Origin of the sequence: Modestobacter sp. VKM Ac-2978, from assembly GCF_026968025.1 — a bacterium.
Lineage (GTDB): Bacteria > Actinomycetota > Actinomycetes > Mycobacteriales > Geodermatophilaceae > Modestobacter.
This window is the reverse complement of sequence record NZ_JAPVBP010000005.1, coordinates 399,438-420,557: the sequence shown is the minus strand read 5'-3', so window position 1 is coordinate 420,557 and position 21,120 is coordinate 399,438. Positions and strand designations below refer to the sequence as shown.

Here is a 21,120-nt window from a genome sequence, read left to right as displayed (position 1 = left end):
TCACATGTCGATGACGCGGGCCCTGCTGCTGCCGGACTCCAGGATCCGGTCCGGCGCCGGCGGCCGGTAGCGGTTCATGTCGATCTTCTTCTTCGGCGGCCGGTCGTTGGCCATGACCACGGCGACCCACGGCAGCACCGTGCCGAGGACGGCGAAGACCGCCATCAACCAGATGGAGTAGGTGTAGGTCATGGCCGCGAGGACGAGGCTGACCCCACGGATCGCCATGGTGATCGCGTAGCGCTTCTTCCGAGCGGCGTGCTGGTCGACCTGGCTGGGCTCGGCCTCGGTGATGAGGACCGGCTCGTTGCGGCTGCTGGACTGGCTGGAGGCCACGGACGCCCTTCCCTGGACCGGCCGGGGGAAGGGCGGCGGTGGTCGGCTGGATCGCCCATGCGGGTGGTGCGACCGGCCCCCGGAGCCCCCGGCTCCTGCGACCCATGGTGCCACTCGATCGTGCGCGATGCAGGGGTCCGGCGGGACCGTCCGTGCTGCCCCTCAGTCGGTCCCGGCCTTCCCGGCCCGCGCCTCCTTGGCCGCCTGCTTGGCGGCCTGCTTGACGGTGCGCACCTCGGCCAGTGACGCCGGGTCGGTGATGTCGGCGACCGACCGGCGCGCCCCTTCCTCGCCGTAGTCGCCGGCGGCCTGGCGCCAGCCGGGCGGGGTGACGCCGCACTGCTTGCCCAGCAGGGCCAGGAAGATCGCCGCCTTCTGGGCGCCGAAGCCCGGCAGCTCGCGCAGCCGGCGGAGCAGGGTGGCGCCGTCCGGGACGTCGGCCCAGACGGCGTCGGCCCGGCCGTCGTACCGCTCGACCAGCGCCCGGGCGAGCTCCTGGGTACGGCCGGCCATCGACCCGGGATAGCGGTGCACCGCCGGCGGGCCGGCGAAGTGCCGCTGCAGCACCTCGGGGTCGCACTCGGCGAGCTGCACCGCCGACAGCGTCTCCACGCCCAGCCGGTCGGCCAGCAGCCGGGGCCCGGCGAAGGCCCGCTCCATCGGGAACTGCTGGTCCAGCAGCATCCCGATCAGCAGCGCGAGCGGATCGCGGCTGAGCAGCTCGTCGGCGGCGGTGTCCTGGGCGATGCGGATGGTCGGCACACGGAGATCGTGCCGCAGCGCGACCCGGACGCACCCACCCGCCGCGACCGCGACCCGGCTGTCCTCGCCCGGTCGACGACTGCCGGGCGCCAGCAGCACGGCCGACGCTGCGACCCCGTCAGGCTCGCCGCAGGCGGTACCAGTGCGGCGCGGTGCGCTTGAGCGGGCCGGGCATCCCGGTCACGTCGGCGGGCTCGTCGTCCGCAAGGGTCCAGCCGGGAAAGGCCGTCTCGACGTCGCCGCGGCCGGCACCGCGTGGCAGGAGCGGGCGCCGTCCGGGCCGGAAGGCCAGCAGCAGCAGCGTTGCGTCGCGGGCTGCAACAGCGGTGACCCGCTCTCCCATGACCGCCCGCTGGCTCTCCGTCAAGCCGTGGAAACACCCGACGTCGAGGAAGAACGCGACCTCGCCCACCTCGTCCAGGCGGAGGTCGGTGACGTCGCCCTCGAGGAACCTGACGTCCAGCCCGTCCTCCGCAGCCCTCGCCCGGGCCTGCCGGACTGCGGCACCCACGGCATCGATCCCGGTCACGCGCCACCCCCGCTGGGCGAGCTGGAGGGAGTGGCCACCGGTCCCACAGCCGAGGTCGAGCGCCGGCCCGTAGGGCGGGGTCCGCTCGGCCTCCTCCCGGTGCACCAGGGCGGTGAACTGAGCCGCAGCGCCCCGTCCCGCGCGTTCCCAGGGGGTGATGCCGAGGCGGTAGGCGAGGGCGTATCCGGTGCTCATGCGGCACCTCTCATCAGTTCGGTCCTAGTTGGACTAGGACGAATACAGGTAGCGTGCTCGCCATGCCGCAGCCTGTCAACCGGCGGTCCTACAGCTCACCGCTACGGGCCGAGCGGGCGAGGGCGACCCGTCGCCGGGTGATCGCGGCGGCCGTCGAGCTCTTCCTCGCCCGGGGCTACGCCGGCACGACCCTGGCCGCGGTGGCCGCCGGGGCCCAGGTGTCGGTCGACACGGTCTTCCACCTGTTCGGGAGCAAGCGCGGGCTGCTGCAGGCGGCGATGGACACCGTGATCGGTGGTGACGACGCCGACGTCCCGCTGCTGGAGCGACCTGATCCACAGACGATGCGGGCCGAGACCGATCCACGCCGGCAGATCGCGCTGTTCGCCCACGGCATCCTCGGCCAGCTCGAGCGGATCGCCCCGGTCGACGACATGCTGCGCAGCGCTGCCGCGGTCGACGCCGACGTCGCCGCACTGCGGGAGGACCTGCACCATCGCCAGCGGCGCCAGGCCATGACGACCATCGCGGGCTGGATCGCGTCGAACAGCCCTCTGCGGGACGCGATGCCGGTAGAGGAGGCAGCCGCCATCCTGTGGACGCTCACCAGCCCCGAGCTGCACCACATGTTCCGGGTCGACTGCGGCTGGCCTCCGGACCGGTACGAACGCTGGCTGCGCACCACGCTGGAAGACGGTCTGCTGCCTTGACGGGCCGAGAGTCGGCCGAGACCTGGGCGGTCAGATGTCGGTGTGGTCGGGCGCCGCTGGGAGTGCGGCCGCGGCGCGGCGCTCGACGCGCGCCTGGACCAGCAGAGCGGCGGTGACCGCCATCCCGGCGCCGACGGCGAGGGCGAGCATCGGCAGCGCGCCGTCGTCGGGGGCCAGCAGGCTGCGGTCCTCCTCCTGCCACGGCCACAGCGCTCGGAGCGACCCCGCCATGAGCCCGGTCATCAGCGCCAGGGTCAGGGCGTGGTGCCGACGCAGCGCGGCCTGGAGCGCCTTGACGAACAGCCCCAGTCCCAGCGCCGCCCCCAGGCCGAAAGCGCCCAGGTAGCCGATGTCCCGGTCGTTGACCGCCGCCAGGGTCGGTTGGTACAGCCCGACGGTCAGCAGGAGGAAGGAGCCGGACACCCCGGGCAGCACCAGCGCGCAGATGGCCACCGCGGCAGCGGGGACGACCAGGGTGAGCGGCGGATCGACATCGCCTCCGGGTGGCAGCCCGGTCAGCAGGAACGCCGCAACGGCGCCCAGCACAGCGATCGCGACGTCCCGCCCGGCCCAGCGGCCCACCATCCGCGCGGGGACGACGATCGAGGACAGCACCAGCCCGAAGAAGACCGCCCGCGCCCCGACCGGGTGCTCCTCGACCAGCGGCTCGAGGAACCTTGCCGCGACGAGGACGGCGACGGCCATGCCGATCAGCACCGGGGCGATCGTGGGCCAGTGCGCCCGGTTCAGCTCGGTGCGGGCCGGCGCCCACCGTCCGGTGAGCGCCAGCCGCAACGCCGTCACGACGTGCCCGGCACCGTCGATGAGCCGTTCGTACACCCCGACGACGAGTGCGACGGTGCCCCCGCTGACCCCCGGGACGACTTCGGCGGCGCCCATCGCCATCCCGCGGAGGACGTGGCCGGGAGCGTGTGCGAGCCCCGCTCCCGGGGCCGGTGGACTGGAACTGGCGTGCTCCGCTGGGTGCATCGACCGGAGGCTACCGCCGTGCGCTGGTCCGGTCAGACCTTGGTGTTGCGCTTCATCCAGCCGAAGGCGGCGGTCGCGACGAAGAGCACGGCACCGATGACGAGCAGCCAGAACAAGCCCTCGACGACCGCACCGATCACCACGAACGCCAGCCACAGGACCAGCAGCAGTGCGATGAAACCGAGCATGTGGATCCCCTCTCCGTTGTCCCGAAGGATGTGCCCGTCCGTCTGCCGTCGGACACGTGGTCGGCGCGATCGTCACACGACCGCCATGACCGCGACGGGGCGTCACGGGCCGGGCGTTTCTTGACTGCTTCAAGGGAGCAGGCCACGATGAGCCCGTGCCCGACCCTGCGGAGCTGGAGCGCGACCTGCGGACCGCAGGCCTGCGCGTCACCCGCCCCCGCCTGGCGGTCCTGGACGCCGTCCACGCGCACCCGCACCTCGACACCGAGGCCCTCATCGGCGCCGCGCGCACCCGCCTGGACGCGGTCTCCCACCAGGCGGTCTACGACGTCCTGCGGGTGCTCACCGACCGGGGCCTCGTCCGGCGCATCCAGCCGCAGGGCTCGGTCGCCCGCTACGAGGCACGCGTCGGCGACAACCACCATCACCTGGTCTGCCGGGACTGCGGCGTGATCGTCGACGTCGACTGCGCCACCGGTGCGGCGCCGTGCCTGATGCCGTCCGGTGACGCGCCACCCGACTTCGTCGTCGACGAGGCCGAGGTCATCTACTGGGGCCGGTGCCGCTCCTGCGCCACCGCACCGGCCGCCCCGTCCACCACCGCCCGTCCCGCAGAGAGAGGCAACCCGTGACCGAACACGACAAGTCCCAGGTCAGCACGGCCGACTACGACAAGACCGAGGTCGCCAAGGCCCAGTCGGAGAGCACCAGCGAGAGCGAGAACCCGGCGATCAAGGCGCCGGAGCCGGCCACCAACGGGCGCCCCCGCACCACCCGCGACTGGTGGCCCAACCAGGTCGACGTCCAGGTGCTGAACAAGACCTCGAAGGACTCCGACCCGCTCGGCGCCGACTTCGACTACAAGGCCGCCGTGGCTACGCTCGACGTCGAGGCGGTCAAGCGCGACGTCGTCGAGGTCATGCGCACCTCGCAGGACTGGTGGCCGGCCGACTGGGGCCACTACGGCCCGCTGTTCATCCGGATGTCCTGGCACGCCGCGGGCACCTACCGCATCGCCGACGGCCGCGGTGGCGGTGGCGAGGGCGGGCAGCGCTTCGCCCCGCTGAACAGCTGGCCGGACAACGCCAACCTGGACAAGGCCCGCCGGCTGCTGCTGCCGGTCAAGCAGAAGTACGGCCGCACGCTCTCCTGGGCCGACCTGCTCGTGCTCGCCGGCAACGTCGCGCACGACGACATGGGGCTGAAGACCTTCGGCTTCGCCTTCGGCCGCGCCGACAACTGGCAGCCCGGTGAGGTCTTCTGGGGCCCGGAGGACACCTGGCTCGGCGACGAGCGCTACGCCGACGACGCCCCGCTGGACCTGGACGACGGCCACCTCGCCGCCGTCACCATGGGCCTGATCTACGTCAACCCGGAAGGCCCGCAGGGCAAGCCCGACCCGCTGGCCTCGGCCCACGACATCCGCGTCACCTTCAGCCGGATGGGCATGAACGACGAGGAGACCGTCGCGCTGATCGCCGGCGGCCACACCTTCGGCAAGACCCACGGCGCGGGCAACCCCGAGCTGGTCGGCCCCGAGCCCGAGGGCTGCCCGGTGCACGGCAACGGCATCGGCTGGGTCAGCCAGTACGGCACCGGCAAGGGCGCCGACACCATCACCAGCGGCCTCGAGGGCGCCTGGACCCCGACGCCGACGACGTGGGACAACACCTACTTCGAGATGCTGTTCAGCTACGACTGGGAGCTCACCGAGAGCCCGGCCGGCGCCAAGCAGTGGAAGCCGAAGAACCCCGAGGCGCAGGAGCTCGTCCCGGACGCGCACATCGAGGGCAAGAAGAACGCCCCGATGATGGCGACCACCGACCTCGCCCTCATGGCCGACCCCGGGTTCCGCGAGATCTCCGAGCGGTTCTACAACGACCCGGAGTACTTCGCGGACCAGTACGCCCGGGCGTGGTTCAAGCTGCTGCACCGCGACATGGGCCCGAAGAGCCGCTACGTCGGCCCCGACGTGCCGGCCGAGGAGCTCATCTGGCAGGACCCGGTCCCGGCCGTCGACCACGAGCTCGTGGGCGAGGCGGAGATCGCCGACCTCAAGGCCCGCCTCCTCGACTCGGGGCTGACCGTGTCGCAGCTGGTGCACACCTCCTGGTCGGCGGCGGCGTCCTACCGCGGCACCGACAAGCGCGGTGGGGCCAACGGTGCGCGGCTCCGCCTGGAGCCGCAGGTCAACTGGGCGGCCAACCAGGGCGTCACCGACGTGCTGCCGGTGCTGGAGCAGGTGAAGAGCGACTTCGAGTCCCAGACCGGCAAGAAGGTCTCGCTGGCCGATCTGATCGTGCTCGGTGGCACCGCGGCGGTGGAGAAGGCCGCGGCCGACGCCGGCGTGCAGCTCACCGTGCCGTTCTCCCCCGGCCGCACCGACGCCAGCCAGGAGCAGACCGACGTCGAGAACTTCCGCTGGCTGGAGCCGCGGGCCGACGGCTTCCGCAACTACCTCCAGCCGGGCAGCAAGCTCGAGCCGGAGACGTTGCTGATCGACCGCGCCTACATGCTCGAGCTGACCGCGCGGGAGATGGTGGTGCTCCTCGGCGGCCTGCGGGTGCTCGGGGCCAACACCGGTGGGGTGCAGCACGGCGAGTTCACCGACCGGCCGGGCGTCCTGTCGCAGGACTTCTTCCGCAACCTGCTGGACCTGGGCGTCCAGTGGCGCACCTCGGTGCAGGACGAGGACGTCTACGAGGGCCTGGACGCCGACGGGAACGTCGTCCGCACGGCGACCGCTGTGGACCTGGTCCTCAACTCCAACTCCATCCTGCGCGGCATCGTCGAGGTCTACTCGGGCGACGACATGCAGGAGAAGTTCGCCGAGGACTTCGCCGCCGCCTGGGTGAAGGTCATGGAACTGGACCGCTACGACCTGCGGTAGGCATCTGCTCCCGGGTGCCCCGGTCCGCCTCGTGCGGACCGGGGCGTCCGGGCAGGGGCCAGGGGACCTCAGCCACCCCGGCCCGGCGAACGACGGACGTCAGTCGTCGTGGTTCTGGACGGCGGTGACGGTGAAGTCCCCGTCGAGGACCACCTCGACGACCGTGCCGTCGTCGAGCTGCACCTCGGCCTCGTAGCCGGTGTCGCCGTCGTCGGCGATCTCGACCTCGGTGACCGTGCCGCCGCCGGCCGCCTCCAGGGCAGCAGCGGCGGCCTCGTCACGATCGCGGCCGGTGACCTGCTCGTCCCGCTCATCGGACTCGTCGCCATCGCGCTCGCCACCATCGCGCTCGTCGCCGAGCACGGTGAAGCCCTCGTCGAGGTGGACGTCGACCTCGCTGCCGTCGTCGAGGGTGACCTCGACCTCGTAGGCGCCCTCCTCGTCGCCGACCTCGCTGTCGGTGACCGCACCTCCGCCGACGTGGGAGAGGGCGGCATCACTGGCCTGCTCGAGGGCGTCGCCGGTGAGGGCGACGTCCGGGCGGTCGTCCTCGGAGTCGGCGTTCACGGCCAGGGCGACGCCGCCGCCGCCGGCCAGCAGCGCCACGGTCGCGCCGCCGCCGATGATCCACCGAGTGCTCTTCTTCATGTCTCCTCCTGGGATCCGTGGCAGCCCCGCGTCTGGGGCACGTCCCGAGTGTCGACCGGACCAGCTGAGGCGACGCTGAGAGCCGGCGGGCCCCTCTCAGCTCGTTCTCAGCACTCGACTGGCAGACAAGAGGCCGGCGGGACGGACCTGCCGACGGCGGAGGTGGGCATGCGGGTACTGGTGGTGGAGGACGAGGCGAACCTGGCGGCCGCAGTGGCCCGGGGACTGCGTGCCGAGGGCTTCGGCGTCGACGTCGCCGGCGACGGGGTGTCCGGTCTGGAGCGCGCGCTGGCCGGTGGCCACGCGGCGATCGTCCTGGACATCATGCTGCCGGGCCGATCCGGGTACGACGTGTTGCGCGAGCTGCGGGCACGCCAGGTGTGGACGCCGGTGCTGATGCTCACGGCGAAGGACGGCGAGTACGACATCGCCGACGCACTCGACCTCGGCGCCGACGACTACCTGACCAAGCCGTTCCCCTTTGTCGTCCTGGTCGCCCGGTTGCGCGCACTGGCGCGCCGTGGGGCACCGGAGCGCCCGGCGCAGCTGGTCGTGGCGGACCTGGTCCTCGACCCCGCGGCCCACAAGGCCTGGCGGGGGGACACCGAGCTGGCGTTGACGGCCCGGGAGTTCGCGCTCCTGGAGCACCTGATGGGACGGGTCGGCGACGCAGTGCCGAAGTCCGAGCTGCTGACCGAGGTGTGGGACGAGAACTTCGCCGGGGACCCCAACATCGTCGAGGTCTACATCGGCTACCTCCGGCGCAAGATCGACGTCCCCTTCGGGCGGAAGAGCATCGAGACCGTGCGCGGCGTCGGCTACCGCCTCGACGCCGCCGGCGGATGATCGCCCGACGACCGCCCGGCCTCACCGGGTGGGTGCGCCGCCGTTCCCTGCGCGCTCGGCTGACCGCGGCCGCGGTCGCGGTCGTCGCCGTGGCGATCTCGCTGTCCGCCGTCCTGCTCGTCGTCCGACTGGAGTCGGCGTTGGTCGGAGGCATCGACGGGGCCGCACGGGACCGGGCCGAGCGCATCGCCGCGGCGATCAGCTCCGGCCGGTCCACGGAGTCCTTACTCGCCGTCGACGACGACGAGGTCGTCCAGCTCCTCGACGGCGACGGAGCCGTGCTGGCCTCCTCCGTCGGACCACGGGGCGGCCGGCCGCTGCTGACGACGCCGACGGGCAACGGCCCGGAGGTGGTGACCCAGGACGGACTGGCCCTCCCCGGCGAGGAGGACGAGCCCCATCGGGTGTTCACCCTCCCGGTCTCCACGCCGGACGGGCAGCGGGTCGTCGTCCAGGTCGGGTTGCCGCTGGACGACACGGAGGAGAGCGTCGAGGAGCTGACCTCCGCGCTCGCCATCGGCGTGCCGGCCGTGGTCGCCGTCCTCGCCGTCCTGACGTGGCTGCTGGCGGGGCGGGCGCTGCGCCCGGTCGAGGCGCTGCGCCGGCAGGCGGCCGACATCCCCGGCCACGCCCTCGACCGGCGGCTCGCCGTTCCCCCCAGCGGAGAAGAGCTGGCTCGACTGGCCACCACCTTCAACGCGCTGCTCGGCCGGGCCGAGGGCGCCACCCGGCGGCAGCGGGAGTTCGTCGCCGACGCCGCGCACGAGATCCGGAGCCCGCTGGCGTCCCTGCGCACCCAGCTGGAGGTCGCCGCCCTCCACGACGACCCGTCGTGGCGCGCGCAGCTCCCCGCGCTGACCGAGGACGCCCAGCGACTCTCCCGGCTGGTCGAGGACCTCCTCCGGCTGGCCCGGATCGACGCCCGGGCACCCCTCGCCCGTGACGAGGTCGACCTCGACGACATCCTGCTGGAGACGGCGGCGCGTGCCCGTCGGCACACCGCGCTGGACATCGACACCTCCACGGTGTCCGCTGCCCGGGTCACCGGGGACCGGGACGCACTCGCACGCGTCGTGCAGAACCTGCTCGACAACGCGCTCCGGCACGCCCGCACCACCGCGGCGGTCGGGCTGACCGCGACCGACCGGGCGGTGCTCACCGTCACCGACGACGGCCCGGGCATCCCCGCCGACCAGCGGGAACGGGTGTTCGACCGCTTCACCCGCCTCGACGACGCCCGCAGCCGTGACGTCGGCGGGACCGGCCTGGGCCTGGCGATCGTCCGCGACGTCGTCCGACAGCACGGCGGCGAGGTGAGCATCGAGGACGCCGGCCCTGGCGCGCGGTTCGTCGTCCGACTGCCGCTGACCGGCTGACAGCACGACGACCCCTCCGCGGCCCCGGCGACCCCGCAGGGCATCCGGCGACGTCTCAAGGGACGCCGTTTATCCGGACGACCGTGCGGGCATGCGGGTGACGCCCGCGTCCGCCGGCGCCTCCGTCCGCCCTGTGCGCACTCCTCGACGGACACGGGCGCAGCGCCCGTCCCGAGGCCCGGCGGTGATGGCCCACGAGGCGTGGCGACCCGCCCCGACTGACGAGAGAACGGAGATCCCGGCCATGGCTTCGATGCACACGGACGACAAGGACGAGAACGACAAGAGCAAGGGCCAGGAGGACGGCGGCGGGATGTCGCACCAGACGAAGATGTACCTGCGCTTCGCCGCCATGATCACCACGTCCATGGTCGTCATGTACTGGACCATGTTCGCCGGCACGTGGGAGTGGAGCCACGTCCAGTGGAGCGAGAGCCGCCTGTTCATGGCGCTCACCATGGGCGGCACCATGGGGCTGATCATGCTCGCCTGGATGCTCAACATGTACAAGGACATGAAGGGCAACATCGCCATCGTGGCGGTCAGCCTGCTGTTGCTGGGCGGCGGCATCGCCCTGGACCGCAGCCAGGCCACCGTGCAGGACACCGCCTGGATGAGCGCGATGATCCCGCACCACTCGCTAGCCATCACCCGGTCCGAGCGCGCCGAGATCACCGACGTCCGGGTCTGCCAGCTCGCCGTCGAGATCATCGAGGCCCAGGAGCGGGAGATCAGCGAGATGGAGTGGCTGATCGCCGACATCGAGGAGAACGGCGAGGCCGAGACGCTGGCGGAGGCGCAGGCCCGGCCCGTCCCCGACTTCGACGGCTCCGCGCTGCGCGACTGCCCCCCGGCCTGATCGAACGGGTCAGAGGGCGAGCAGCAACGCCGCGAAGGCGAGGCAGGCGCCCACGAGCACGGGGACGTGCGCCCGTCCGGATCCGGGCAGCTGCTGCTTGAGGCTGGTGAGGACGATCGAGCCGGCCAGCAGCGCGGAGGACACCCGCACGGCCGCGTCGCCGAGGTCCACCGCGGCGCCGATCCCCCAGCCGACGAGGACCGCCGCGGCCAGGACCCACCGCCCCAGCCGGTCGTAGGCGCGCGGGTCCTGGTCGCGCAGCGCGATCTCCCCGACGAGGTACCGGGCGGACAACGCGACCGTGTAGAGGACCAGCTCGGTCGGGCCGGGGCGGACCTGGTGCACCAGCAGGTACCCGACGAAGAGGTTGAAGACCAGGTACAGGGCGCCGCTGGCCCAGAACGGCCACGGGGTCGGTGTGCCGCCGTGCCGGCGCTGCTCCCGGCGGTCCGCGTCCTGGGCCCAGTCGAGGACCGCGTAGTACAGCAGCAGGCCGGCGAGCGCGACGAGGAACGGGCGTTCCGCCAGCAGCCCGAGCAGCCCCTGCGCCGGGCCGGCCCCGGTGACGGGTTGCGCCAGATCCGGGAGCAGGCGCACGAAGACGTAGGCGATCGCCAGTCCGCCGGCGAACGACTGGAACCTGGCCGACCCGGGTGACACGCGCCGGCGGACCCGCGGCACGAGCAGCTGCACCGCCACGAGGACACCGGCGGCCGCCAGGGCCGCGAGCGGCACCCCGCCCGCGGCCGTCTGGGCAGCACTCATCGAGCGGGGCTCGCTCCGGACTCGGACAGCCGCGCTCGGCTAGTGCGCCCCGCCCTCGCCCGCCGACTTCCCGCGGCGGTGCAACGTGAGGGTCATGACCAGCACGACCAGGGCGCCGACGGCGAGCCCGAGGACCGCGCTGCCGAGCGTGTTGACCAGCCACCCCACGACCGACCCGAGGGCCCCGGTCGCCTCCGCGGCGGCCTCCTCCAGGTGGTGCACGACGTCGTAGAGGAAGGTCAGGCCCAGCTCGTCGGTGCCGACCAGCAGGATGTGCCCACCCACCCACAGCATCGCGGCGGTCCCGACCACGGTGAGCGCGCTGAGCAGCTTCGGCATCCCCTTGACCAGCCCGCGCCCGAACCGGGCGACGCCCTTGCTGGGGCGCTGGGCGAGGTGCAGGCCGACGTCGTCCATCTTCACGATGAGGCCGACGACGCCGTACACCAGCACGGTGATCCCCAGGGCGACGACGGCGAGGATGATCGCGCGGGACCAGAAGCCCTGGTCGACCACCTCGTTCAGCGAGATGACCATGATCTCGGCCGACAGGATGAAGTCGGTGCGCACGGCCCCGGACACGATGGTCTTCTCGTCCGGCAGCGCGTCCTCCACCGTGGCGTGGGTCTCCTCGTGCGGCCGCAGCCGGTGCCAGATCTTCTCCGCCCCCTCGTAGCAGAGGTAGGCGCCGCCGACCATGAGGATCGGGGTGAGGAGGAAGGGCAGGAACTCGCTGAGCAGCATCACCGCGGGCAGGATGATCAGCAGCTTGTTGCGCAGCGACCCGAGGGCGATCTTCCGGATGATCGGCAGCTCGCGCTCGGCGTTCAGACCGTGCACGTACTGCGGCGTCACCGCGGTGTCGTCGACGACGACACCGGCGGCCTTCATGCTCGCCCGCCCGGCCGCCGCCCCGATGTCGTCGATCGAGGCCGCGGCGGCACGCGCCAGCACGGCCACGTCGTCGAGGAGAGCTACGAGTCCACCCGCCACGGGAGGTCCTTCCGGTCGGTCGGCACGCGCGTGCCGTCTGGGTGGTCATGGTGACTGGTGCGGCCGGACGGCGCACCACGCGACGTCCCGCGCCGAGAGCAGTGTGGAGCACCCGCTCTGCCCAGCCGGCGCACCCTGGCCGCGACCGGCGAGGACCGTCGGTCGAGGATCATGCCGTGCGTGCGGTGGTGAGCCGGGTCAGCCAGGCATCGGTGACGGTGGACGACGAGGTGGTCGGCAGGATCGGCCCGGGCCTGCTGGCCCTGGTGGGGGTCGGCCGGGAGGACGACGCCGACCGGTCACGCGCCATGGCCCGGAAGCTGCACGAACTCCGGGTGTTCCCCACCGACGACGGTGCCCGCTCGGTCGGCGACCTCGGGCTGCCGGTGCTGGTGGTCAGCCAGTTCACCCTCTACGCCGACACCCGCAAGGGTCGCCGCCCGTCCTGGGCGGACGCCGCCCCGGGCGAGCTGGCCGAGCCACTGGTCGAGGAGGTGGTGGCCGACCTCCGCAGGCGCGGCACGGAGGTCGCCACCGGGCGGTTCGGGGCGCGGATGGCGGTCGCCTCGGTGAACGAGGGCCCGATGACCTTGCAGTTGGAGGTCTAGCCCCGGCGTCCCCGGGTACCACACCGTCGTCCCCCGCGTGCTCGCCACTCGCCCGCGGAGCGCCACACCTGGACGTTCCCTGTGAGTTGAGCCGCTCCGGAACACCGACCCACCCGGGTCCGTTGCACACGATGTACCACACGGACAGAAACGGCTGGAGAGCCACCCGGTGACGCCGGGCCGACGCTCTGACCTCCACCGGGGTGCACCGCACATCGACGACGCGGCGCATCCAGACCCCGAAGCAAGGACGAAGACTCATCGTGACCGTGCTGCAGTCCTCCCCCACCGACACCCTCGAGGTGCGCTCGCCGCGCCGTGCCCCGGACACCAGTGGCCTGGTGTCGACGGACCTGGTGCGCGTCTACCTCAACACCATCGGCAAGACCGCGCTGCTGACCGCCGAGCAGGAGGTCGAGCTGGCCAAGCGGATCGAGGCCGGCCTCTACGCCGACCGCCTGCTGGGCGAGCGGCAGCTGACCCCCGCCGTCAAGCGGGACTACAAGCTGCTGGCCGCTGACGGCAAGGCGGCCAAGGCCCACCTGCTGGAGGCCAACCTGCGCCTGGTCGTCTCGGTGGCCAAGCGCTACACCGGCCACGGCATGACGTTCCTGGACCTGATCCAGGAGGGGAACGTCGGGCTGATCCGGGCCGTCGAGAAGTTCGACTACACCAAGGGCTTCAAGTTCTCGACCTACGCGACGTGGTGGATCCGTCAGGCCATCACCCGCGCCATGGCCGACTCCGGCCGGACGATCCGGCTGCCCGTCCACCTGGCCGAGCAGGTCAACAAGGTGGTGCGCACCCGCCGCCGGATCCACCAGGAGCTGGAGCGCGAGCCCACCGCCGAGGAGCTGGGTCTCGAGCTCGACCTGACGCCCGAGCGGATCACCGAGTTGCTGGAGTACTCCCGCGACCTGGTCTCCCTCGACCAGACCGTCGGTGCCGACGAGGAGTCCCGGCTCGGTGACTTCATCGAGGACGCCGACGCCGCGGTCGCCGAGGACGCCGTCGCCTTCCAGATGATGAAGGGCGACGTGCGCAACGTCCTGAAGACCCTGGAGGACCGCGAGCGGGACGTCGTCATCATGCGGTTCGGCCTGGACGGCGAGCAGCCGCGGACGCTCGAGCAGATCGGCAAGCGCTTCGGGCTCTCCCGCGAGCGGGTGCGCCAGATCGAGCGCGAGACGATGACCAAGCTGCGGGCCCCGCAGCGCGCCGACGCCCTCCGGGACTACCTGGGCTGAGCAGTGCGCACCGTCGTCGCCCCGCGATGACACCGATGCGGAGAGCCGGGTCGCCTCACGGCGGCCCGGCTCTCCGCGTCTCGACGTCGGGTGGCCGGAAGGTCACGGGGTGGCCGGGCGGAACATCCGGCGGGGGCCGGTGTCCACCCGTGCCGTCGGCTGGCCGATCCGGACGGTCGCACCGGCGACCACGAGCGACCGGCCACCGTGCCAGGCGTCCGCAGGGCCGACGATCACCGGCTCCAGGGTCAGCGACAGCACCTCGGGCAGGTCGTCACCGAGCCGGGCGACCCGCAGCAGCAGCTCCTCCAGCGCCGCGGTGTCGACCGGCGCGCTCCCCCGGTAGCCGTTCAGCAGCGGCCAGGCCCGCGGCTCGCGGACCAGTTCGGCGGCGTCCAGGTCGGTCAGCGGCAGGGTGCGGTAGGCCCGGTCGCCGAGCAGGTCGGTGGCGACCCCGCCCACCCCGAAGCTCACCAGCGCACCGAAGGACGGGTCGTCGACGATGTCGACCACGGTCGCCACGCCCGGAGCCGACTGCTCCTGGACGATGACCGGGTCACCGGCCGGGATGGCGGCGAACGCGCTGCGCACGTCCTCGGCATCGGCCAGGTCGAACCGCATGCCGCCGAGGTCGCGGCGGTCCCGCAGCCACGGCGCCGTCGACTTCAGCACCACCGGGTAGCCGATCTCCTCGGCGGCCGCGACGGCCGCCTCCACGTCCTCGACCCGGCGCGTGCCCAGCATCGGCACCCCGTAGGCACCCAGCAGCGCCATCGTCTCCTCGTCGGAGAGGGCACGGCCCTCCGGTGCCGCGCCGAGCGCGGACTCGACCACCTCCCGGGCGGCCGCCTCGTCGATGCCGCCGAGCTCGGGGACGACGCCGAGGGGCCGCCGGCGCCAGCGGGCGTACTCGCTGATCTTCGCCAGCGCCATGACGGCCCGCTCGGGGGTGGAGAACGACGGCACCGAGCCACGGCCCGGCATGCCGTGCTCGTCCCGGACGACCAGCTCGGCGGGGATGCCCTCGGTGGACAGGAAGTTGGCCACCAGCGGCTTCTCCGCCGTGCGGGAGACCTCGCGGAGCACTCGGCCGAAGGGCTGCTCACCCTGCAGCAGCGGCGGCAGGAAGACCGCGACCACCGAGTCGACGCCCTCGTCGTCCAGCGCGGCCTGCAGCGCGGCCCGGAAGTCCTCCGGCGCGGCCTGGGTGCCGATGTCGACGGGCCGCTCGTGGGCCAGCTCCAGCCCCTGCTCCAGGACGGCGTCGGCGACGAGCACCCCCATGGCGGTGGAGTTGCCGACGATGGCGACCCGGTCACCGGCCGGCAGCGGCTGGTGGGCCAGCAGCGTGCCCACGTCGAAGAGCTGGGCGAGCGTCTCGACCCGGATGACGCCGGCGGAGGCGAACAGCGCAGCCACCGACTGCTCGGGGACGGCGACGCTGGTGCCGGCCAGCCCGGCGGTCATGCCCACGTGCCGGCCGCTCTTGACCGCCACCACCGGCTTGGTGCGGCCGACCCCGCGCGCGAGCCGGGCGAACTTGCGCGGGTTGCCGAAGCTCTCCAGGTGCAGCAGCACGACCTCGGTGCCGGGGTCGCTCGCCCAGTACTGGAGCATGTCGTTGCCGCTGACGTCGGCCCGGTTGCCCGCGGAGACGAAGCTGGACAGCCCGATCCCCCGGGCCCGGGCGCGCTCCAGCAGCGCGACGCCCAGCGCACCGGACTGGGCGAAGAAGCCCACCCGCCCGCGGCCGGGCACGTCGGGGGCCAGGCTGGCGTTGAGCCGCACGTCCGGGTCGGTGTTCACGATCCCCAGGCAGTTGGGGCCGACCACCCGCATCCCGGACGCGCGCGCCGAGGCGACCAGGGCGCGCTCGGCGGCCCGGCCCTCGGGCCCGGTCTCCCCGAAGCCACCGGAGATGACCACCAGCCCGTGCACGTTCTTGCGCCGGCAGGCCTCGACCACCGCGGCCACCTCGTCGGCGGGCACGGCCAGGACGGCGAGGTCGACGTCGTCCGGGATGGCCTCGATGGACGCGTGCGCCGGCACCCCGCGGACGTGCCGCACCGCCGGGTTCACCGGGTAGATCGGCCCGGCGAACCCGTACTCGAGCAGGTTGTGCAGCACCGCGTGGCCGACCTTGGCCGGGTCGTTGCTGGCGCCCACCACGGCCACCGAGCCGGGGTTGAGCAGCCGGCCGATGGAGCGGGACTCGCTGCGCTGCTCGCGTTCGTGCGCCACCGCGAGGGACTGCTCGGTGGGCGCGATCGGGAAGGTCAGGTGCACCACGCCGTCCTCGTAGGACCGCTTGGCCGAGTACCCGGCGTCGAGGAAGACCCGCACCATCTGGCTGTTCTGGCTGAGCACCTCGGCGACGAACCGCTTGATCCCCCGCTCCCGGGCGGCCGCTGCCAGGTGCTCCAGCAGCACCGACCCCAGCCCCCGACGCTGGTGGGCGTCCTCGATCAGGAAGGCGACCTCGGCGTCGTCGGTGCCCGGGTAGCGGTCGTACCGGCCGACGCCGACCAGCCGGTCGCCCAGCAGCACCACGAAGGCCACCCGGGCGTCGTGGTCGACGTGCGTGAAGCGGTGCAGGTCCTTGTCCGACAGCCGCCGCATCGGCCCGAAGAACCGGTAGTAGCGGGTCTGGTCGGAGCTGCGGTCCATCAGCCCGACGATCCCGTCGGCGTCCTCGGGCGTGATCGGACGCAGGGGCACGGTGCCGCCGTCGGCGGCGACCACGTCGGCCTCCCAGTGCGGGGGCGGGGGCAGGGGCGGCGGCACGGTCAGTTCCTCACTGGCGGTCACTGGTCCTCCCGGCCGTCCAGCAGGGGCCCGCCACGAGCTCGCGAGTGGTGGGGGGCTGGATCGTCCTTAATCACGAGGGTCGTCCGGGTCGAGTCCGAAGTAGGGGAAGGAAGCGGTGCGGGTGCGCAGGACGGCGCGGTCGACCCGGTTCTCGGTGAACGGGTCCCAGCGGTGGAAGCCGACGTAGCCGCCCTCGGTCATCGAGCCCGGCGGCGGCGTGCGCAGACCCCGGCTCCGGACGTCGTCCTGCCAGCTCTGCGGGATCTCGGTGTCCGGCGCCAACCGGTCACCGCCGGCCTCGGCGAGGAGGTGGGTCCAGGCCCGCGGCACGCAGCGGACCAGGCCGTAGCCGCCGCCGCCCAGGGCGATCCACCGGCCGTCGCACACCTCGTGCGCCAGGTCGTGCACGGCGCGGTAGGAGGCCCGCTGCCCGTCGACGGTCAGCCCGAGGTCGGCCAGCGGGTCCTCGTGGTGGGCGTCGCAGCCGCACTGGGTGATGAGGATCTGCGGGTCGAACGCGCGCACCACGCTGGGCACCACGGCGGTGAACGCCCGCAGCCAGCCGGAGTCGTCGGTGCCGTTGGGCAGCGCCAGGTTGACCGCGCTGCCCAGCGCCTTCCCCGGGCCGCCGGTCTCCTCGGGGAAGCCGGTGCCGGGGAAGATGGTGAGCGGGGTCTGGTGGATGCTGACGGTGAGCACCCGGGGGTCGTCGTAGAACGCGGCCTGGACGCCGTCGCCGTGGTGCACGTCGAGGTCGACGTAGGCGATCCGCTCCCAGCCCTGACCCAGCAGCCAGGCGATGGCAACCGCGGCGTCGTTGAAGACGCAGAAGCCCGAGGCCTGGTCGCGCATGGCGTGGTGGAGCCCTCCGGCGATGTTGACCGCGTGCTGGGCGCGACCGCTGGAGACCAGCTCGGCGGCGAGCACGCTGCCCCCGGTGATCAGAGCCGCCGCCTCGTACATGCCCGGGAACACCGGGTTGTCCGGGGTGCCCAGGCCGTGGCCGACGCCGTACGGGTCCTCCGGGGCGCGGCGGACGGCCTCCAGGTAGGCCGGGTCGTGGGCGAGCGTGAGCAGCTCCGGGCCGGCCGGCTCGGGCTTGACCACCTCGATCCGCGAGGAGTCCAGGACGCCGAGGGAGTCGGCCAGCCGCATGGTCAGGTCCAGCCGCACCGGGTGCATGGGGTGGTCACCGCCCATGGTGTAGCCGAGCAGGGCATCGTCCCAGATCACGGTCACGGCGTCGCTCACGGGCGCTCCCCTCGCCGGGGCCGGCCGGGGCGCGGCGCTGCGGTGCTCCTCGTCGAGCGGGCGAGCTCCATCACCTGCCCGACGCTACCGCTGCGGCCCGGGCAGCGCGCCCGCCCGACCCGAACGCATGAGATCCGCCCGTCCAGTGCCCCGACCCTCGTAGGATCGGGGCGAACCTGACGGAGGAGTGTGGACGTGAACGACCTCATCGACACCACGGAGATGTACCTCCGGACCATCTTCGAGCTCGAGGAAGAGGGGATCGTCCCGCTGCGGGCCCGGATCGCCGAGCGCCTGCACCAGAGCGGCCCGACCGTGAGCCAGACGGTGGCCCGGATGGAGCGGGACGGCCTGCTCTCGGTCCAGGGCGATCGGCACCTCCAGCTCTCCGACGAGGGCCGCGAGCTCGCCACGGCCGTGATGCGCAAGCACCGGCTGGCCGAGTGCCTGCTGGTCGACGTCATCGGGCTCGACTACGCCGACGTGCACGAAGAGGCCTGCCGCTGGGAGCACGTGATGAGCGAGGCGGTGGAGCGCAAGCTGCTCAGCCTGCTCGGCAACCCGACGGTCTCGCCGTTCGGCAACCCGATCCCCGGCCTGGACGCCCTGGGCGGCGACACCTCGGCGGTGCTCGACGCGCTGACCCTGCTGTCGGCGACCGCGACCCCCGAGGGCCGGCAGGTCGTCGTCCGGCGGATCAGCGAGCAGCTGCAGGAGGACGCCCCGCTGCTGCGCTCGCTGGCCGACCACGGCGTGCGGCCGGGCTCGACGGTCACCGCCACGCTCACCGACGGTGGGGTGCTGGTCGACGGCGTCGCCCTGCAGCCCGGGGTCGCCCAGCACGTCTTCGTCAGCGCGGTCGACGAGGAGCTGTCCCCGGTCGAGGCGGCCGAGGCGACCGCCGGGGTCGGCTGACCGCAGGGAGGTCGTTCGCTGGGCTCACGACCTCGCGCCCTTCTCACTAGGCTCCGGTGCGACCTGTCCGGACGCGCAGAGAGAAGGCCCCGGTGAGCGACACCGCAGCTCCCCTCGAGCAGAGCGACGACACCCCGCCCAGCCCGTTCCACCGGATCGCGGACTTCGTCGCCCTCCCCCGGCTCGGCGGCCTGGCCCTCTCCCCCGACGGCAGCCGGCTGGTCACCTCGGTGGCCACGCTGGACGCCGAGGGCAAGAAGTGGCAGTCCGCGCTCTGGGAGGTCGACCCGGCCGGGCAGCGGGACGCCCGGCGGCTGACCCGCGGGGCGAGCGGTGAGTCCTCGCCGGTGTTCACCCCCGCCGGCGACCTGCTGTTCACCTCGACCCGGCCCGATCCCACCGCCGCCAAGGACGGCGGCGACCCGAAGCCGGCCCTGTGGGCGCTGCCGGCCGACGGCGGCGAGGCCCGGCTGGTGCTGCAGCGGAGCGCCGGCGTGACCGGTGTCGCGGTCGCCGCCGACACCGGTGACGTGGTCGTCGTCGCCAGCACGATGCCCGGCGCCCCGGACGCCGAGGCCGACGAGGAGCTCCGCACCCGGCGCAAGGACGCAGGCGTCAGCGCACTGCTGCACGAGAGCTACCCGGTGCGCTACTGGGACCACGACCTGGGCCCTGCGGTGCCGCACGTGTACTGGGTCGGCCAGCTCCCGGCGGAGACCGTCCCGGGCACGTCGGCGGCCGCGCCGCAGTGGCGGGACCTGACCCCCGAGGCGGGCCCGCCGCTGGGCTCGGGCACCGACCTGGCCGTCTCGCCCGACGGCCGGTGGGTGGCGCGCAGCGAGGAGCTGCCCGACGGCCCGGCCGGGCGACGGTCCCGGCTGGTGCTCATCGAGGTGGCGACCGGGGAGACCCGGGTCCTCGTCGACGACCCGCTGGCCGACATCTCCGCCGCCCGCTTCTCCCCCGACTCCCGGCGGGTGGTGTGCGACCGGGAGTCCGCCTCCACCTACGCCGAGCCGCCGGACCACACGCTGCTGCTGGTCGACGTCGCCACCGCCGAGACCCGGGAGCTGACCCCAGGCTTCGACCGCTGGCCCAGCGCGCCGCAGTTCTCCGCCGACGGCACGGCCGTGTACTTCCTGGCCGACGACGACGGCCGGCACGCCGTCTTCCGGGTGGCGGCCGACGGCGACGCGTTGGAGGACGGTGCCCCGGTGCGGCTGACCGACCAGGGCGCCTACAGCGACCTGCAGGTCGCCCGGGACGGCAGTGCGCTCTACGCCCTGCGTTCCGGGTACGACACCCCGCCGGTGCCGGTGCGGCTGGACCCGCACGCCCCGGGGCAGGACCCGGCCGCGCTGCCGAACCCGGGCACGATCAGCAGCCTCCCCGGGACGCTGCGCGAGCTGGACGCCACCGCGGCCGACGGCACCCGGGTCCAGTCGTGGCTGGTGCTCCCCGAGGGCGCCGACGCGACGAACCCGGCGCCGCTGGTGCTGTGGGTGCACGGCGGCCCGCTGATGAGCTGGAACTCCTGGTCCTGGCGCTGGACGCCGTGGGTGCTCGCCGCCCGGGGGTACGCCGTGCTGCTGCCCAACCCGGCGCTGTCGCAGGGGTTCGGCCAGGACTTCGTCCGTCGCGGCTGGGGTGAGTGGGGCGACGCGCCGTACACCGACCTGATGGCGGCGGTGGACGCCGCGGAGGCGCTCTCGGAGATCGACCAGACCCGGACGGCGGCCATGGGCGGCTCGTTCGGCGGCTACATGGCCAACTGGATCGCCACCCAGACCGACCGCTTCCGGGCGATCGTCACCCACGCCAGCCTGTGGCACCTGGACGGGTTCGTCGGGGCGACCGACGCTGCGTACTACTGGGAGAAGGAGTTCGGCGACCCGCTGACCGAGCCGAAGCGGTACGAGCAGAACTCCCCGCACCGCTACGCCGACGCCATCCGGACGCCGATGCTGGTCATCCACGGTGACAAGGACTACCGCGTGCCGATCGGCGAGGGTCTGCGGCTCTGGTACGACCTGCAGAAGCGGGGGGTGCCGTCGAAGTTCCTGTACTTCCCGGACGAGAACCACTGGGTGCTCACGCCGGGGAACGCGGCGGTCTGGTACGAGACCGTGCTGGCCTTCCTCGCCGAGCACGTGCTCGGCGAGGAGTGGCGGCGTCCGGAGCTGCTCTGAGGGCAGCGCGTCCGA

The 21,120-nt window shown here is 73.1% G+C and carries 20 protein-coding genes; 10 read left to right on the top strand and 10 right to left on the bottom strand.

Going from position 1 to position 21,120, the window contains the following annotated elements:
* From O2W53_RS15100 to O2W53_RS15090, 3 genes are all read right to left on the bottom strand, one after another.
* A complete protein-coding gene (locus tag O2W53_RS15100) occupies positions 1 to 336 on the bottom strand; it encodes a DUF3099 domain-containing protein (RefSeq protein WP_269163877.1) in 336 nt (111 codons plus the stop codon).
* 162 nt (positions 337 to 498) lie between these two features.
* On the bottom strand, positions 499 to 1,098 hold the full coding sequence (locus tag O2W53_RS15095) for an HhH-GPD-type base excision DNA repair protein (RefSeq protein ID WP_269163876.1): 600 nt from the start codon (positions 1,096 to 1,098) through the stop codon (positions 499 to 501).
* Between the two features lie 118 nt (positions 1,099 to 1,216).
* A complete protein-coding gene (locus tag O2W53_RS15090) occupies positions 1,217 to 1,822 on the bottom strand; it encodes a class I SAM-dependent methyltransferase (RefSeq protein ID WP_269163874.1) in 606 nt (201 codons plus the stop codon).
* Positions 1,823 to 1,884: 62 nt separating this feature from the next.
* On the opposite strand from O2W53_RS15090, the gene O2W53_RS15085 reads away from it, so the two are divergent.
* Positions 1,885 to 2,532 (top strand): TetR/AcrR family transcriptional regulator, encoded by a 648-nt coding sequence (locus O2W53_RS15085; protein ID WP_269163873.1) that lies wholly within the window; start codon positions 1,885 to 1,887, stop codon positions 2,530 to 2,532.
* Positions 2,533 to 2,562: 30 nt separating this feature from the next.
* Here O2W53_RS15085 and O2W53_RS15080 read toward each other — a convergent pair whose 3' ends face one another.
* Positions 2,563 to 3,432, bottom strand: coding sequence for a DUF368 domain-containing protein (locus tag O2W53_RS15080; RefSeq protein WP_269163872.1), 870 nt, complete (start codon positions 3,430 to 3,432; stop codon positions 2,563 to 2,565).
* A gap of 122 nt (positions 3,433 to 3,554) precedes the next feature.
* Positions 3,555 to 3,710, bottom strand: coding sequence for a hypothetical protein (locus O2W53_RS15075; RefSeq protein WP_269163871.1), 156 nt, complete (start codon positions 3,708 to 3,710; stop codon positions 3,555 to 3,557).
* Positions 3,711 to 3,865: 155 nt separating this feature from the next.
* Here O2W53_RS15075 and O2W53_RS15070 point away from each other — a divergent pair, with 155 nt between their 5' ends.
* Both O2W53_RS15070 and katG read left to right on the top strand, forming a co-directional pair.
* Positions 3,866 to 4,342: a Fur family transcriptional regulator gene (locus O2W53_RS15070; RefSeq protein WP_269163870.1), complete on the top strand. Its 477-nt coding sequence runs from the start codon at positions 3,866 to 3,868 to the stop codon at positions 4,340 to 4,342.
* Positions 4,339 to 6,600: a catalase/peroxidase HPI gene (gene katG, locus O2W53_RS15065; RefSeq protein WP_269163869.1), complete on the top strand. Its 2,262-nt coding sequence runs from the start codon at positions 4,339 to 4,341 to the stop codon at positions 6,598 to 6,600. The genes O2W53_RS15070 and katG overlap by 4 nt, the downstream gene beginning before the upstream one ends.
* A 99-nt stretch (positions 6,601 to 6,699) precedes the next feature.
* On the opposite strand, the gene O2W53_RS15060 is transcribed toward katG, so the two are convergent.
* A complete protein-coding gene (locus O2W53_RS15060; protein WP_269163868.1) occupies positions 6,700 to 7,248 on the bottom strand; it encodes a PepSY domain-containing protein in 549 nt (182 codons plus the stop codon).
* Between the two features lie 168 nt (positions 7,249 to 7,416).
* Between O2W53_RS15060 and O2W53_RS15055 the strand changes: the two genes are divergently transcribed.
* The 3 genes from O2W53_RS15055 (at position 7,417) to O2W53_RS15045 (ending at position 10,329) form a co-directional block, all read left to right on the top strand.
* Positions 7,417 to 8,094 (top strand): response regulator transcription factor, encoded by a 678-nt coding sequence (locus tag O2W53_RS15055; protein WP_269163867.1) that lies wholly within the window; start codon positions 7,417 to 7,419, stop codon positions 8,092 to 8,094.
* A complete protein-coding gene (locus O2W53_RS15050) occupies positions 8,091 to 9,470 on the top strand; it encodes a sensor histidine kinase (protein WP_269163866.1) in 1,380 nt (459 codons plus the stop codon). The genes O2W53_RS15055 and O2W53_RS15050 overlap by 4 nt, the downstream gene beginning before the upstream one ends.
* Before the next feature lie 244 nt (positions 9,471 to 9,714).
* Entirely contained in the window at positions 9,715 to 10,329 is a 615-nt protein-coding gene (locus O2W53_RS15045) for a DUF305 domain-containing protein (RefSeq protein ID WP_269163865.1), read from the top strand.
* A 9-nt stretch (positions 10,330 to 10,338) separates the two neighbouring features.
* On the opposite strand, the gene O2W53_RS15040 is transcribed toward O2W53_RS15045, so the two are convergent.
* Together O2W53_RS15040 and O2W53_RS15035 are read right to left on the bottom strand one after the other, a co-directional pair.
* Positions 10,339 to 11,094 (bottom strand): hypothetical protein, encoded by a 756-nt coding sequence (locus tag O2W53_RS15040; protein WP_269163864.1) that lies wholly within the window; start codon positions 11,092 to 11,094, stop codon positions 10,339 to 10,341.
* A 39-nt stretch (positions 11,095 to 11,133) separates the two neighbouring features.
* Complete coding sequence (locus O2W53_RS15035) at positions 11,134 to 12,087, bottom strand: DUF808 domain-containing protein (protein ID WP_269163863.1); 954 nt, start codon at positions 12,085 to 12,087, stop codon at positions 11,134 to 11,136.
* A 176-nt stretch (positions 12,088 to 12,263) separates the two neighbouring features.
* On the opposite strand from O2W53_RS15035, the gene dtd reads away from it, so the two are divergent.
* Both dtd and sigB read left to right on the top strand, forming a co-directional pair.
* Positions 12,264 to 12,695, top strand: a complete 432-nt coding sequence (dtd, locus tag O2W53_RS15030) for a D-aminoacyl-tRNA deacylase (protein ID WP_269163862.1) — start codon at positions 12,264 to 12,266, stop codon at positions 12,693 to 12,695.
* A gap of 263 nt (positions 12,696 to 12,958) precedes the next feature.
* The gene (sigB, locus tag O2W53_RS15025; protein WP_206330605.1) at positions 12,959 to 13,942 is read left to right on the top strand and encodes an RNA polymerase sigma factor SigB; all 984 of its coding nucleotides are present in this window, start codon (positions 12,959 to 12,961) and stop codon (positions 13,940 to 13,942) included.
* 102 nt (positions 13,943 to 14,044) lie between these two features.
* Here sigB and O2W53_RS15020 read toward each other — a convergent pair whose 3' ends face one another.
* Positions 14,045 to 16,750: a bifunctional acetate--CoA ligase family protein/GNAT family N-acetyltransferase gene (locus tag O2W53_RS15020; RefSeq protein WP_269163861.1), complete on the bottom strand. Its 2,706-nt coding sequence runs from the start codon at positions 16,748 to 16,750 to the stop codon at positions 14,045 to 14,047.
* 66 nt (positions 16,751 to 16,816) lie between these two features.
* Entirely contained in the window at positions 16,817 to 18,001 is a 1,185-nt protein-coding gene (locus O2W53_RS15015) for an acetoin utilization protein AcuC (RefSeq protein WP_269163860.1), read from the bottom strand.
* 195 nt (positions 18,002 to 18,196) lie between these two features.
* Here O2W53_RS15015 and O2W53_RS15010 point away from each other — a divergent pair, with 195 nt between their 5' ends.
* Together O2W53_RS15010 and O2W53_RS15005 are read left to right on the top strand one after the other, a co-directional pair.
* Positions 18,197 to 18,916, top strand: a complete 720-nt coding sequence (locus O2W53_RS15010) for a metal-dependent transcriptional regulator (protein ID WP_269163859.1) — start codon at positions 18,197 to 18,199, stop codon at positions 18,914 to 18,916.
* 92 nt (positions 18,917 to 19,008) lie between these two features.
* Complete coding sequence (locus tag O2W53_RS15005; RefSeq protein ID WP_269163858.1) at positions 19,009 to 21,105, top strand: S9 family peptidase; 2,097 nt, start codon at positions 19,009 to 19,011, stop codon at positions 21,103 to 21,105.
* Positions 21,106 to 21,120: the final 15 nt, after the last annotated feature.

What these genes read in the sequence shown, in the direction of transcription:
- O2W53_RS15090 (WP_269163874.1), bottom strand. Translation starts at nt 1,822, where the DNA reads ATGAGCACCGGATACGCCCTCGCCTACCGCCTCGGCATCACCCCCTGG.
- O2W53_RS15085 (WP_269163873.1), top strand. Translation starts at nt 1,885, where the DNA reads ATGCCGCAGCCTGTCAACCGGCGGTCCTACAGCTCACCGCTACGGGCC.
- O2W53_RS15080 (WP_269163872.1), bottom strand. Translation starts at nt 3,432, where the DNA reads ATGGGCGCCGCCGAAGTCGTCCCGGGGGTCAGCGGGGGCACCGTCGCA.
- O2W53_RS15075 (WP_269163871.1), bottom strand. Translation starts at nt 3,710, where the DNA reads ATGCTCGGTTTCATCGCACTGCTGCTGGTCCTGTGGCTGGCGTTCGTG.
- O2W53_RS15060 (WP_269163868.1), bottom strand. Translation starts at nt 7,248, where the DNA reads ATGAAGAAGAGCACTCGGTGGATCATCGGCGGCGGCGCGACCGTGGCG.
- O2W53_RS15055 (WP_269163867.1), top strand. Translation starts at nt 7,417, where the DNA reads ATGCGGGTACTGGTGGTGGAGGACGAGGCGAACCTGGCGGCCGCAGTG.
- O2W53_RS15050 (WP_269163866.1), top strand. Translation starts at nt 8,091, where the DNA reads ATGATCGCCCGACGACCGCCCGGCCTCACCGGGTGGGTGCGCCGCCGT.
- O2W53_RS15045 (WP_269163865.1), top strand. Translation starts at nt 9,715, where the DNA reads ATGGCTTCGATGCACACGGACGACAAGGACGAGAACGACAAGAGCAAG.
- O2W53_RS15040 (WP_269163864.1), bottom strand. Translation starts at nt 11,094, where the DNA reads ATGAGTGCTGCCCAGACGGCCGCGGGCGGGGTGCCGCTCGCGGCCCTG.